Annotated in this window: 11 protein-coding genes and 1 pseudogene; 8 read left to right on the top strand and 4 right to left on the bottom strand. The window is 71.7% G+C overall.

From position 1 onward, the window contains the following. Positions 1-63: 63 nt before the first annotated feature. Genes C2L59_RS25380 through C2L59_RS25365 form a run of 4 tightly spaced genes read left to right on the top strand, consistent with a single transcriptional unit; the run spans position 64 to position 2,591 of the window. Positions 64-573 (top strand): PadR family transcriptional regulator, encoded by a 510-nt coding sequence (locus C2L59_RS25380; protein ID WP_103352010.1) that lies wholly within the window; start codon positions 64-66, stop codon positions 571-573. After that, positions 570-1,784 (top strand): cytochrome P450, encoded by a 1,215-nt coding sequence (locus C2L59_RS25375; protein ID WP_103352009.1) that lies wholly within the window; start codon positions 570-572, stop codon positions 1,782-1,784. Before C2L59_RS25380 ends, C2L59_RS25375 begins: the two co-directional genes overlap by 4 nt. Before the next feature lie 2 nt (positions 1,785-1,786). After that, positions 1,787-1,984 (top strand): ferredoxin, encoded by a 198-nt coding sequence (locus C2L59_RS25370; protein ID WP_103352128.1) that lies wholly within the window; start codon positions 1,787-1,789, stop codon positions 1,982-1,984. 43 nt (positions 1,985-2,027) lie between these two features. Further along, positions 2,028-2,591: a TetR/AcrR family transcriptional regulator gene (locus tag C2L59_RS25365; protein ID WP_103352008.1), complete on the top strand. Its 564-nt coding sequence runs from the start codon at positions 2,028-2,030 to the stop codon at positions 2,589-2,591. On the opposite strand, the gene C2L59_RS25360 is transcribed toward C2L59_RS25365, so the two are convergent. Continuing rightward, a complete protein-coding gene (locus C2L59_RS25360; protein WP_103352007.1) occupies positions 2,592-5,327 on the bottom strand; it encodes an FAD-binding and (Fe-S)-binding domain-containing protein in 2,736 nt (911 codons plus the stop codon). 57 nt (positions 5,328-5,384) lie between these two features. On the opposite strand from C2L59_RS25360, the gene C2L59_RS25355 reads away from it, so the two are divergent. Further along, positions 5,385-6,200 (top strand): PHP domain-containing protein, encoded by an 816-nt coding sequence (locus C2L59_RS25355; protein ID WP_103352006.1) that lies wholly within the window; start codon positions 5,385-5,387, stop codon positions 6,198-6,200. Between the two features lie 141 nt (positions 6,201-6,341). On the opposite strand, the gene C2L59_RS25350 is transcribed toward C2L59_RS25355, so the two are convergent. Beyond that, on the bottom strand, positions 6,342-7,370 hold the full coding sequence (locus C2L59_RS25350; protein ID WP_103352005.1) for a Glu/Leu/Phe/Val dehydrogenase dimerization domain-containing protein: 1,029 nt from the start codon (positions 7,368-7,370) through the stop codon (positions 6,342-6,344). A gap of 80 nt (positions 7,371-7,450) precedes the next feature. Here C2L59_RS25350 and C2L59_RS25345 point away from each other — a divergent pair, with 80 nt between their 5' ends. From C2L59_RS25345 to C2L59_RS25335, 3 genes are all read left to right on the top strand, one after another. Then, the gene (locus tag C2L59_RS25345; protein WP_103337692.1) at positions 7,451-7,906 is read left to right on the top strand and encodes an Lrp/AsnC family transcriptional regulator; all 456 of its coding nucleotides are present in this window, start codon (positions 7,451-7,453) and stop codon (positions 7,904-7,906) included. A 129-nt stretch (positions 7,907-8,035) separates the two neighbouring features. Continuing rightward, positions 8,036-8,293, top strand: coding sequence for a hypothetical protein (locus tag C2L59_RS25340; RefSeq protein WP_199199249.1), 258 nt, complete (start codon positions 8,036-8,038; stop codon positions 8,291-8,293). Positions 8,294-8,333: 40 nt separating this feature from the next. Beyond that, on the top strand, positions 8,334-8,900 hold the full coding sequence (locus C2L59_RS25335; RefSeq protein ID WP_103352003.1) for a GNAT family N-acetyltransferase: 567 nt from the start codon (positions 8,334-8,336) through the stop codon (positions 8,898-8,900). 48 nt (positions 8,901-8,948) lie between these two features. Here C2L59_RS25335 and C2L59_RS25330 read toward each other — a convergent pair whose 3' ends face one another. Together C2L59_RS25330 and C2L59_RS25325 are read right to left on the bottom strand one after the other, a co-directional pair. Then, positions 8,949-11,651: a GH92 family glycosyl hydrolase gene (locus C2L59_RS25330; protein WP_103352002.1), complete on the bottom strand. Its 2,703-nt coding sequence runs from the start codon at positions 11,649-11,651 to the stop codon at positions 8,949-8,951. 265 nt (positions 11,652-11,916) lie between these two features. Then, positions 11,917-12,525: pseudogene (locus C2L59_RS25325) on the bottom strand (YigZ family protein); the annotation flags it as partial. Positions 12,526-12,990: the final 465 nt, after the last annotated feature.

The raw sequence follows: 12,990 nt of genomic DNA, 5'->3' as shown, positions 1-12,990 counted from the left end.
TTCTCCCCACCTGTCACGATCCGCCATTGCCCAGTCACCGAAACCTAGGTTACGGTGACCTAGGTGTGGATCGAGATCCTCCTGCTGTCCAAGCTGGCCGTCGAGCCGATGCACGGCTACGAACTGCGCAAGGCCGTGGAGGCGTCCACCGGCCACACCCTGTCCAACAACTCGCTCTACCCGACCCTGCGGCGCTTCGTCGACGCGGGCGCCGTGAGCCGCAGCGCGGAGGAGCAGGAGGCCAAGCCGCCGCGGCACGTCTACACCGTCACCGATGTCGGGCGGGAACTGCTGCACGACCTGCTCGCCGACTTTCCCGGTGAGCTCGCGCTCAACGAGCCCGAGTTCCTGGCGCGGGTCGGGAACTTCGCCTGGCTGCGGCCGGAAGAACGGGCGCGCGTCCTCGACGTGCGGAAGAACGCGCTCGTCGCCGAACGAACGCGGCTCGGCCGGCTCGCCGCCGGGCAGGCCGATCCGTGGAGCCGGGCCGCGCTGCAGCACGTGCTGGGGCAGTTCGACGCCGAACTCCGCTGGCTCGCCGACCTCACCACCGATCCGAGGGAACACGCATGACCACCACCGAAGAGACGCCTCGACTCCCCTTCGCCCGGGCGAACGCGCTCGCGATCGCCCCGGACTACGAGGTCCTCCGGCAGCAGGCGCCGGTGACCAGGGTGCTCACCCCCGCCGGCGACCCGGCCTGGCTGGTGACGTCCTACGAGCAGGCCAAGGAGGTCTTCCGCGACCGCCGGTTCGGCCGGTCGCACCCGGCGCCGGAACAGGCGTCGCGGATCTCCTACGCCGCCCTGCAGGACGGCCCGAGCGGCGACTTCGAAACCGAAGAACACGTGCACAAGCGGATGCGCCGGATGCTCGCGCCCGCCTTCTCCGCGCCCCGGATGCGCGCCCTCGGCGACCGGATCGCCGAGCTGACCGACCGCTGCCTCGACGACCTGCAGGCCGCGCGCGACGCCAACCCCGGCGAGCCTGTCGACCTGACCGACTTCCTCGCCTTCCCCTTGCCGGTGCTGGTGATCTGCGAGCTGCTCGGCGTGCCGTACGCCGACCGGGAGCACTTCCGCGGGCTGTCCGAGCGGATCGCGGTGATGGACGGCGGCGAAGACGCCCAGGCGGCCATGGCGGAGTTCATGGCGTACATGTTGAAGCTGGCCGACGCCAAGCGCGCCGACCCGCAGCCCGACGTCATCTCGGACATGGTGGCCGTGCAGGCCGAAGACCCGTCCTTCACCGACGAGGACCTCGCCCGGATGGGCGCCGGGCTCCTGTTCGCCGGCCACGAGACGACGTCGACGCGCATCGCGATGGGCACCCTGTTCCTGCTCACCGACACCGCCCGCCGCGACCGCTTCGCCGCCGACCCCGACGGCGAGGTGAACCAGACCGTCGAGGAGATCCTGCGGCTCACCGCGACCAGCGGCACCGGCCTGCTGCGGTACGCCCACGAAGACGTCGAGATCGCCGGGACGCGGATCATGCGCGGCGACGCCGTGCTCATCTCCAGCGACGCGGCCAACCGGGACGCGTCGGTGTTCGACGACCCGGACGGGTTCGACCCGGACCGGACGCCGAACGTGCACCTCGCCTTCGGCACCGGCGCCCACGTCTGCATCGGCGCCAACCTGGCCCGCACCGAGCTGCGGACGGTGTTCCCCAAGCTGTTCCGCCGCTTCCCCGGCCTGCGCCTGGCCGTCGGGCTCGACGAGATCCCGGTCCGCACCAACCGCGTGGCCGGCGGCGTCGAGCGCGTGCCCGTGGAGTGGTGAACGTGAAGATCACCGTCGACACCGGAAGCTGCGTCTCCTCCGGCCAGTGCGTGCTGCTGGCGCCGGAGACGTTCGACCAGAACGAGGACGACGGCACGGTCGTCCTGCTCGCCGCCGAGCCGCCCGCCGGTGAGGAGGACGCGGTCCGGCAGGCCGAACTCACCTGCCCGGCCGCCGCGATCCGCCTGTCCGGCGCCTAGGGTCCGTCGCGCCCGCGTCCGGTTTGCCGGTTAGCCTCGTCCGATGACGGAACAGGCCGGCCGCAGACGGGACGCGGCCGCGACGCGGCGGGCGTTGCTGGACGCCGCCGCGCAGCTGTTCGCCGACCGCGGCTTCGACCGGACGACCGTGCGGGACATCGCCAAGCTCGCCGGCGCGAACCAGTCGCTGCTGTTCCGCTACTTCGGCAGCAAGGAAGCGCTGTTCGAGGAGGTCATCGCCCGGTCCGGGCGCGAGCAGCTGGCCGCCACCCCGCCCGAGCGGCTCTTCAGCACGTCGCTGCGCAGCATGCTGGACCCCGAGGGCCAGCGGAACCGGGCGCTGGAGACGTACCTGCGCTCGTCGGGCAGCGACGGCGTCGCGGCCGCGATCCGCCAGGAGGTCGGCCGCGAGTACGCTCGCGTGCTCGCCACGCTGACCGACGCCCCGGACGCCGCCCTGCGCGCCGACCTCGCGCTCGCCTGGCTGATGGGCATCGCGCTGGTCCGCGAGATCACCGGCAAGGAACCGCTGGCCAGCGCCGACCCCGGCGACATCGTCCGGCTCGTCCTGACCGCGACCAGGACGCTGCTGGAGCGCACCGAATAGTCACGGCAGCGCGCGGCGCAGCAGCTCCGCCAGGTGCACCGGCGTCCGGCCCGACTCCTGGGCGATCTGCGTCCGGCAGCTGAAGCCGTCCGACACCACCACCGTGTCCGGGGCGGCCGCACGGATCGCGGGCAGCATCCGGTCCTCCGCGACCGCCTTGGAGACGTCGTAGTGGCCGCGCTCGAAGCCGAAGTTGCCCGCCAGGCCGCAGCACCCGGAGTCCAGGGTGGTGTTCCGGACGCCCGCGGCCGCCAACGCCGACTCGTCCGCGCCGAAGCCGAGGACCGCGTGCTGGTGGCAGTGCACCTGCGTGATCGCGTCGACGTCGAGCGCCGCGAACGGGATCGGGGCGCGCTCCAGCAGCTCGGCGAACGTGAACGTCCGCGACGCCAGCAGTGCGGCACGCGCGTCGCCCGGCATGAGCGCGGGCAGGTCGCCGCGGAACAGTGCCGTGCAGCTGGGTTCCAGGCCCGCCACCTCGTAGCCGTCCTCCAGGTACGGCGCCAGCACGGAAAGCGTCCGGTCCAGGACGCGTCGCGCGACGCCGAGCTGACCCGTCGACACCCACGTCAGTCCACAACAGACTCCGCGGTCCGGCAGCACGACGTCGTAGCCCGCCGCGGTGAGCACTTCGTACGCGGCGTCGAGCACCGAGGGCGTCAGGTAGTTGTTGAACGAGTCCGGCCACAGCACGACCCGGCGCTCCCCGGACGCCCGGCGCCGGAGATCCGCGCGCGACGCCGTGAACGGGGCCGGCGCGAACGTAGGCAACGCGCGTTCCGGCGCGATCCCGCCGAGCCGTTTCACCAGGCCCGCCAACCGGGACCGGCCCACCAGATTGGCCAGGCGGGGAGCGAAACCGCTGAGCCGCAGCCACAGCGGCAGCCAGCCCATCGAGTAGTGCGACGCCGGACGCAGCCGCCGCCGGTAGTGCTGGTGCAGGAACTCGGCCTTGTACGTGGCCATGTCGACGTCGACCGGGCAGTCCGACAGGCATCCCTTGCAGGACAGGCACAGGTCGAGGGCCTCGCGGACCTCGGTGGAGCGCCAGCCGTCCGTGATGACCTCGCCGTTGAGCATCTCCGCGAGCAGGTGCGCGCGCCCGCGCGTCGAATGCTTCTCTTCGCGCGTGGCCCGGTAGCTCGGGCACATCACGCCGCCGCCGCTGGTGTTGCGGCACTTCCCCACCCCGACGCAGCGCCGCATCGCCTGCCCGAAGTTGCCCCGATCCTCCGGGTAACCCAGGAACACACGGTCCTCGAAGGACTTCGACGTCGACCGCACGCGCAGGTCGGCGTCGATCGGCCGCGGCGCCACCAGTATCCCGGGGTTCATCCGCCCGGCCGGGTCGAAGATCGCCTTGAACCGCGCGAAGACGTCCAGCATTTCCGGGCTGTACATCCGGGACAGCAGCTCGGACCGCGCCTGGCCGTCGCCGTGTTCCCCGGACAGCGAGCCGCCGTGCGCGGCCACGAGGTCCGCGGCCTCCTCGAGGAACCGCCGGAAGTCCGCGATCCCGCCCGGCGACAGCATGTCGAAGTCCAGCCGCAGGTGCAGGCAGCCTTCCCCGTAGTGGCCGTAGACCACGCTGCGACGGCCGTGCGCGCGCATGAGGTCCTTGAACTCGCGCAGGTACGCGCCGAGCCGCTCGGGCGGGACGGCGGCGTCCTCCCAGCCCGGCCACGCCTCCGAGCCGTCCGCGAGCCGGGTCGCGAGCCCGGCGCCCTCCTCGCGGATGCGCCACAGCCGGCGTTGCGCGGCCGGGTCGTCGAGGATCGCGAACCCCGTCAGGTCGAGCGACGCGGCCAGGTCCCGGGCCCGCGAAGCCGGGTCGTCGCCGGCCAGCTCGACGAACAGCCACGCCCCGCCCGGCGGCAGGTCGCCGGACCGTCCGGGGAGCATCGCGACGAGCTCGGCGTCCACCCCTTCGACGGTCAGCGGCGACCACGGCAGGATCGACGGCACCGCGTCCGCCGCCGCGATGTCGGAGGGGAAGCCGAGCACCGCGAGCACCCGCTCGCGGGGCAGCTCGGCGAGCGAAACGGTCGCTTCGAGGATGGTCACGCAGGTGCCCTCGCTGCCGACCAGCGCCTTGGCGACGTCGAAACCGTTCTCCGGCAGCAGGTGTTCGAGCCCGTAGCCCGACACGCGCCGCGGCCACGTCGAGAGTTCCTTGCGCAGCAACGCCAGGTTGTCGCGCACGAGCGCGCGCAGCTCGTCGAAGATCCGCCCTTCGGCAGGCTCGTCCGGGCCCACCCGCAGCCGCGTGCCGTCGTAGAGCAGGACCTCCAGCGAGCGGACGACGTCGACCGTGCGCCCCCAGGCCACCGAGTGCGAGCCGCACGCGTTGTTGCCGATCATCCCGCCGAGCGTGCAGCGGCTGTGCGTCGACGGGTCCGGCCCGAACCGCAGGCCGTGCGGCGCCGCGGCCGCCTGCAGGTCGTCGAGCACCGTCCCCGGCAGCACGCGCGCGAGCCGCGCGGACGGGTCCAGCGAGAGCACCCCGCCGAGGTGGCGCGAGGTGTCGATGACCAGGCCGGGCCCGCACGCGTTCCCGGCCACGCTCGTGCCGCCGCCGCGCGCGATCACCGGCAGGTCACGCTCCCGGGCGGCCGCGACCGCGGCGACGACGTCGTCGGCGGACTCCGGCAGCACCACCCCGCGGGGCACGTGCCGGTAGTTGGAGGCGTCGGTCGTGTACAGGGCGAGCGTGGCGGCGTCGGTGAGGATCTCCACCCCTCCATTCAAGTCGACGGGGCACCGCCGCGGCGAACCCGTGCGACGATCCGCGGCATGACGATCGACCTGCACGCGCACAGCACGGCCTCGGACGGGACGACGCCGCCCGCCGAACTCCCGCGGCTGGCCGCCCGGGCGGGGCTGACGGCGGTTGCCCTCACCGACCACGACACGTTCGCGGGCCTGGCCGCGGCCACCGCCGCCGCCGCGGACGTCGAGGTGATCACCGGGGTCGAGATCTCGTGCCGGCTCGACGACGCCGAGGTGCACCTGCTGGGGCTGTTCGTCGACCCCGGGCACGAGGCACTGGCGGCCGAGCTGGAGCTGATCCGCACCGACCGGGACCGCCGCGGGGTGCGGATGGTCGAGCGCTGCCGCGAGCTGGGCGCCTCGATCACCCTCGCGCAGGTCCGGACGATCGCCGGGGGCGCCCCGCTCGGCCGTCCGCACATCGCCGCGGCGCTGGCCGCGGCGGGCATCACCGACGCCTTCACCCCGGACTGGATCGCCGACGGCGGCCGGGCCGACGTACCGAAGCACGTCCTGGCCGCGGTGGACGCGATCGCGCTGGTCCGCGCGGCCGGGGGCGTGGCGGTGCTGGCCCACCCGCGCTCGGTCAAGCGGCGTGCTTCGGTGTCCGACACGCAGCTGGCGGCCCTCCGCGACGCCGGGCTCGCCGGGCTCGAGGCGGATCACCCGGAGCAGCCGCTCCAGGTCCGCGACCGGCTCCGGGAGGTGGCCGCGGACCTGGGGTTGCTCGTCACCGGGTCGAGCGACTTCCACGGCGACCGCAAGCCGGTCCGCCTCGGCGAGTGCACGACGGCGCCCGAGGTGTTCAGTGCCCTCCGGCAGGCCGCCGGAGGGCACTGAACGGGTTCATTCACCCCATCGGACGGCAAGTGAGCTGCCTCCTGCGGCGACGTGCGGCCCACCGCTCACGCGGATCCCGCACCGGAGGCGAGCCGGCGTCCGGCCAGCGCGGCCGCCTCCCACAGCGGCGCGACCCACCACTCACGCGGATCCCGCACCGGAGGCGAGCCGGCGTCCGGCCAGCGCGGCCGCCTCCCGCAGCGGGGTGGTTCCGTTGGCCTCGGCTGCGGCCAGGATGCTGCGCACGGTGTCCTCGATCGTCTCGACGCGGGCCAGCGCGGCCTCGTGGCCGAGGCCCTCGGCTTCGCGCGAGAGCGTGTAGAAGATGCCGCCCGCGCTCGCCACGTAGTCCGGGATCCACCGGATGCCGCGGGCGGCCAGGTCGTCGGCGACGGCGTCGGCGGTGAGCTGGTTGTTGGCCGGGCCGACGACCAGCGGCGTGTCGAGCCGGGCCACCGTCTCCGGGCCGAGCACGCCGCCGACCGCCGCCGGGATCACCACGTCGGCCGTCAGGGTGAGCGCCTTCTCCGGCTCGGCCCAGGTCAGGCCCAGGTTTTCGGCGTACGCCCGCTTGCCGGGGTCGATGTCGGAGACGACGACGCCGGCGCCCGCGGCCTGCAGGCTCGCCGCGAGGTGGGCGCCCACCGAGCCGTAGCCACTGATCACCACCCGGCGGCCCGCCATGGGCGCCGAGCCGGTCGCGGCGCGGAGGGCGGCCAGCACGCCGAGGGCGGTCGGGCCGCTGGAGGAACCGGTTCCGCCCGCGGACTCGGGCGTGCAGAACGCGTACGGCGAGGCTTCGCGGAGCACCAGCATGTCGGCCGGCCCGGTGCCCACGTCCGGTCCCGCCTGGTAGCGGCCGCCGAACTCGGCGATCAGGTCGGCGTGGTCGAGCAGGACGGCCCGGCGCTCCTCGGGCGAGAGGACACGGCCCGGCTCGGGCGCGATCACGCTCTTGCCGCCGCCGAACGCCAGCCCGGCGACGGCGCACTTGGCCGTCATGGCGGCCGAGAGGCGCAGGACGTCGCCGACGGCTTCTTCGAGCGTGCCGTAGGGCTTGAAGCGGCAGCCGCCGACGGCGGGGCCGAGCGCGGTCGAGTGGATCGCGACCATCGTGGTGATGCCGGATCGACGGCCCCGGCGGGCTACGAGCTGCTCATGTGCGGTCATGAGCGCCGAAGTTAGAGTGACAACCGGCAGCCAAGCTTGGTTGCCGAACGAAATTCGGCGAGGAGGGAGCGGATCCGGTGCTGGACGAACTTGATTCGGCGATCGTGCGGCTGTTGCAGGAGGACGCCCGCCAGACCAACCGGGACATCGCCCGGAAGGTCGGCATCGCGCCTTCGACGTGCCTCGAACGGATCCGGCTGCTGCGCGAACGCGGCGTCATCCGCGGCTACCACGCCGACGTCGACCTGGCGAGCCTCAACCGCGGCGTCCGGGCGCTCGTCACGGCGCAGGTGCGGCCGCTGAGCCGGGCGGTGATCGATTCCTTCCAGCGGTCGATCGCCGAACTGCCGGAGGTGCTCTCGGTATACGTCACGGCGGGAAACGACGATTTCCTGATCGAAGTCACCACCCCGGACATCGACGCGCTGCACGCATTCCTGACCGACCGGCTGGCATTGCGCCGCGAGATCGTCGGGTTCCGGACCTCGATCGTTTTCCGGCACCTGCGCAAGACGACGCTTGAACCGCTCCCGTAGGGGTACCCCTGTCAAGGCACGACACGCCACCCCTACGTGTCCCCCTGAAATACCCGGGTTCGCACGCTCGGAGGCGGAAACTGTCGGTGGCGAGGCGTCTAATGAGTTCGAAGGGAAGGAGGCACCGCCATGATCACCGCATTGAACCATCGTGAGCGGGCCACGTTGAGAGCCGTGGCCGGGGGCCACGCCGAGATCAGCTGCAGCTGCGAGCCCGACCTGTTCATCGACGGCCTGAGCTGCTGCGACCAGTCCACCGTGCACCGGCTCGCCCGGCTCGGCCTGATCGCACCCGCGCACCCCGGCAAGTGCGGCGAGCGCGTGCCCGCGCTGCTCACCGAGGCCGGCTCGCGGGCGCTGGACGAGGTCCTCGCCGTCGCCGCGTAATCACGTTGCCACACACTGGGGTTACTGCCAGCATCACCCGATGCACGTATTCCTCGAAACCGAGCGGCTGATCCTCCGCCGGTTCACCGAGAACGACGCCGACGCGCTCTTCGAGCTCTACGACGACCCGGCCGTCATGAAGTACCTCAATGGGGGACAGCCGGCCGACCGCGCCGAGATCGTCACCCTGGATCTTCCCGCGTTCCTCGGTTACTACGAGCGTTTCCCCGGTTACGGGTTCTGGGCGGCGATCGAGAAACGCACCGGTGATTTCCTGGGGTGGTTCCATTTCCGGCCGCGGCCGGGTGATCCGCCGGACGAGCCGGAACTCGGCTACCGGCTGCACCAGCGGGCCTGGGGCATGGGCTACGGCACCGAAGCTTCGGCGGCACTGCTCGCGAAGGGCTTCACCGAACTGGGGGTCACGAAGGTGACGGCGTTCACCATGACGGTGAACAAGGCGTCGCGCCGGGTGATGGAAAAGCTGGGGATGCGGTTCATCCGCACGTACTTCGAAGAATTCCCGGAGCACGAGCGCGCCCCGGGCAGCGAGCACGGCGAAGTCGAGTACGCCATCACCCGCGAGGAGTGGTCCGCCGGGTCGTGAAGGGGCAAGACGGGTCAGAGCCCGCCTCGCCCCTTCACGGCCGGTGGGTCAGCGGTAGATCTCGAACTCGTAGATCCGCGCCGCGCCGTTGCCGTTGTTCGCCGGCGTGGTGAGGTTGAGCTTCACGTACCGCGCCGATCGGGTGGTGATCGGGTGGTACGTGCGGCTCGCCCGCGAGCCGGTCACGGACGCCACGGTCGTCCACGTCGAGCCGTCGGTCGACGTCTGGATCGTGAAAGCGCCCGTGTTCCAGCCGGTGGTCTCGCCGCCGAGGCCGGCGTGCTTGACCACGAACGACGACACGTTCTGCGCCGACCCGAGGTCGACCTGCAGGAACTTCGTCGCCGCCGTGCTGCAGAACTTGCTGTTGCCCGCCAGGCTGCCGTCGACCGCCTTGTCCGCGGTCTCGGCCGAATTGCAGCTGGCCGAGCCCGTGGCCGCCTTGCCCTGCGCGAGGTTCGTCCCGAGCTCGGGCGCCGCGGCCGGCGGCGTGAACCCGTCGTTGTACGACGGCGGGACGTCGGACACCGCGGTGCCCCAGGCGCTCGGCGACGAGCCCATCGAGTAGCTCAGCGTCGACGCGCCCGCGATGTCGCCGTAGCGGATCCACGACTTCGTCGTCGAGACGCCGTTGACGCTCACGCTCTGCACGTACTGGGCGCCCTGGCCGGCACCGCTACCGGTGATCTGGATGGTCCCGGACGGCCGGCTGATCGAGACCGCCGGGAACAGCGGGCCGTGCAGCGCCAGGACGTCCGCGCCCGGCGTCGCCGGGTACATCCCCAGCGCGGCGAAGACGTACCACGCCGACGTCGCGCCGAGGTCGTCGTTGCCGGGCAGGCCGCCCGCGCCGGTGGTGAACGACTCGTTCATCACGCGCCGCACCGCCGAGCTCGTGCCCTGCGGGTGGGCGGCGTAGTTGTACGCCCACGGCACGCCGTGCTCGGGCTCGTTGCCGATGTAGAAGTACGGCTGGGTGAGGCCGCCGTTGAGCTGGGTGAAGTGGTGGTCCAGCCGCTGGACGGCGGTCTGGCGGCCGCCCATCAGGTTGAGCACGCCCTGGTAGTTGTAGGGCACCATCCAGGTGTACTGCGACGGGTTGCCCTCGGTGTAGCCGCTGTTGCTCGACGGCACGACCGGCCACGCCCAGGTGCCGTCGCTCCCCCGCGGCTGGACGTACCCCGAGTCCGTGCCGAACACGTTCTGCCACCACTGGGCGCGCTGCATGTAGGTGGTGTACTTCGCGGTGTCACCGAGCGACTTCGCGAACTGCGCGATGGCGAAGTCCGACGCCGAGTATTCGAGGGAGTCCGACGGGTCTTCGTAGACGTAGTGCCGGCTGAGGTAGCCGCTTTCCCGGCCGCGGATCGCCTGTCCCTGCGCCGTGCCGCCGTTCGAGCTCTTGTCCATCAGGGTCAGCGCCGCCGCGGTGTCGAACCCGCGGACCCCGAAGGCGTACATGCTGCCGACGATGATCGGCCCGGGGTCGCCGGTCATCACGAAGTGCTCGTTGCTGTTGTGCGACCACTTGGGCAGCAGCCCGCCCTGCTGGCCGTCCAGCACCATCGACTTCGCGATGTCGCTCGCCTCGTTCGGCGCGAGCAGCCCGATCAACGCGGCCCACGAGCGGTAGATGTCCCAGCCGGAGTAGTTCTGGTAGACGGTGTGGGACGCGGTGTGGATCGCCTGGTCGAACCCGCGGTACTGGCCGTTCGTGTCGCTGGCGACGTTCGGGTTCTGGAACACGTGGTAGAGCGCCGTGTAGAACTTCTGCAGGTCGTCGGCCGCGCCGCCGGTCACCTGGACGCGGTTGAGGACGGAGTTCCAGCTCGCGTCGGCCGCGCCGCGGATGCCGGCGAAGTCGAAGCCGGGGTTCTCCGCGGCGAGGTTCGCCTGCGCGTTGGCCAGGCTGACGAACGAAATGCCGACCTTCGCCTGCACCGTCGTGTTCGCCGAGGTGTCGAAGGTGACGTACCCGCCGGAGTTCGTGCCGCTGGTGCTCGCGGACCCGGCGCTGACCGTGCCGCCGAGCCAGGTGCCGAACCCGCTCGGCGCCCGGTCGAACTGGATCACGTAGAAGATCTGGTACGTCTTCGACGAGCCGCAGAAGCCGCCCCCGGTCACCGAACCGGTGAGCTGGCTGCCGTTGATGCTGATCGACCCGTTGCGGCTGCCGGTGGCGCTGCGGCCGGTGTTCACCAGCAGCCGCGCGGACGTCGTGTTCGGGTAGGTCAGCTTCATGGAGCCGGTCCGCTGGGTGGCCGACAGCTCGACGGTCGTGTTGTAGGTGTCGAGCTTGTTCTTGTAGTAGCCGGGCGCGGCCGACTCGTTCGCCTTCGTGTAGCGGCCCGCGTACCCGGTCCAGCCGGTGCCCGGCGAGGTGCCGATCGCTCCGGTGATCGGCAGCAGGCCGAGGTCTTCGTTGTTGGCGCAGCCGGCGCCGTTGAAGTGGGTGAGGCTGAACTCCTCGATGCTGGTGTCGCTGTAGCGGTAGCCGGACGGGGACGCGGTCGGGGTGTCCGGGCTGAACTGCACCATCCCGAACGGCACGACGGGGCCGGGGTACGTGCTGCCGCCGGCACCGCCGGGCACCGGGTTGGGCGAGTTGCTGTTGTCCGTGCCGATGAAGGGATTCACGTACTGCGTGAGGGCGAGCGACGCGGCGCCGGCGGCCGGGGCGACGAGCCCCGCCCCCAGGAAAACCGCGGCGAGCGCGGCCGCGCGCACCCGTCTGGCCAGTGGTCTGGACATGACCCTTCCTCTCCTTGTCGCACGCTTCCGCCGGGCGACAACGTTGTCGGGCAAGCAGAACGAGTGGTGACAACGTTGTCAGCGCGGCTCGCGCCGCGCCGGCAACGTCCAGGGGATCGAAGTGGTACCGGAACTCGGTGGCAGGACATGGTGCCACGGAAGGGACCGCCGGCGGTAGCTCCGAAAGTTCGTTGCGCGCCAACCGATCCGCGACCGGACCAGTCAGCGGCGGTGGACCACCCAGTGGTCGCCGAGCCCGGTCGTGGTCGCCGAGCCCGGTCGTCGCCGCCTCGCCGTTCGTCAGGTCGGCCAGCCACCCTTCGAACGCCGGCGCCTCCCCGGGCGCCAGCCCGATCTCGAACCGGGCCAGCTCGTCGAACCGGGTCGCGTGGAGCAGGTAGGGCGACGCGCGCAGGTCGTTCTCCAGCCGGCCCGCGCGGTCGTAGCTCACCGCCACCTCGACGAGGCTGAGACGCCGGTGTTCTAGTACACCGGCAACTTCCAGAGCGTCCGAAACGGACTGACCGTACGCGCGGATCAACCCGCCCGCGCCGAGCAGCACGCCGCCGAAGTAGCGTGTCACCACCGCGACGGTGTCGGTCAGCTCACGCCGGCGCAGCACTTCCAGCATCGGCGTGCCTGCGGTGCCGGCCGGTTCGCCGTCGTCACTGGACCGCCGGGTTCGCCCGTCCGGCCCCAAAACGAACGCGTGGCAGTGGTGCCGCGCACCCGGATCGGCGCGCCGGCGACCGGCGATGAACTCCCGCGCGGCCGCCTCCGACGTCACCGGGGCGAGCGCGCAGAGGAACCGCGAGCGCTTGATCTCGATCTCGTGGACCGCTTCGCGAGCCACGGAGAGATAACGATCAGTCATCGGGCCAGTCCGCCATGCACCCAGCTTCCCACCCCGCAACCGGGGCCCGGCAGCCGCCCCGGACCACTTCGGACGGACGTTTCCGCAGGTCAGCAAGGTATCAGCCCGCTTTTCGGGAGCGCCGGCCCGGCATATGGGACTACCCCCGGGCCCGTCAACGCCAGCGTGGCATTTCCCACCCGGGCGCAACGACGTATGTCGATAACAGCGAATTCACACTATCGTCATAAGACCCGGCGAACCCGGGAGTAACACCGCGCGCTCCGGACGGCCCCCACCACAGTGGCCGGCTTGTGCGCGCTCGCAGCACCCGACATGTTCGGCTGCCCAGTGTTGTGCGGCCTCCCAGATGCTCCGCGTCCAGGTTTCCGAGCACCGCCGCTCGGCCGGTACCTCGCGGCATCTTGCACCTCGAGCAGAGCAACCGTTCTCGACTGACCATCGCGGTACCGGACCACTTCGTTA

This window comes from Amycolatopsis sp. CA-128772, from assembly GCF_002904295.1.
In the GTDB taxonomy this organism is placed as follows: domain Bacteria; phylum Actinomycetota; class Actinomycetes; order Mycobacteriales; family Pseudonocardiaceae; genus Amycolatopsis.
The sequence above is the reverse complement of the archived record's forward strand: the minus strand, read 5'-3'. Positions and strand labels throughout refer to the sequence as shown.

Bases quoted from the DNA above. Each gene is read 5' to 3' on its own strand.
- C2L59_RS25350 (WP_103352005.1), bottom strand. From the start codon at position 7,370: ATGACCGCACATGAGCAGCTCGTAGCCCGCCGGGGCCGTCGATCCGGC.
- C2L59_RS25365 (WP_103352008.1), top strand. From the start codon at position 2,028: ATGACGGAACAGGCCGGCCGCAGACGGGACGCGGCCGCGACGCGGCGG.
- C2L59_RS25330 (WP_103352002.1), bottom strand. From the start codon at position 11,651: ATGTCCAGACCACTGGCCAGACGGGTGCGCGCGGCCGCGCTCGCCGCG.
- C2L59_RS25375 (WP_103352009.1), top strand. From the start codon at position 570: ATGACCACCACCGAAGAGACGCCTCGACTCCCCTTCGCCCGGGCGAAC.
- C2L59_RS25355 (WP_103352006.1), top strand. From the start codon at position 5,385: ATGACGATCGACCTGCACGCGCACAGCACGGCCTCGGACGGGACGACG.
- C2L59_RS25340 (WP_199199249.1), top strand. From the start codon at position 8,036: ATGATCACCGCATTGAACCATCGTGAGCGGGCCACGTTGAGAGCCGTG.
- C2L59_RS25335 (WP_103352003.1), top strand. From the start codon at position 8,334: ATGCACGTATTCCTCGAAACCGAGCGGCTGATCCTCCGCCGGTTCACC.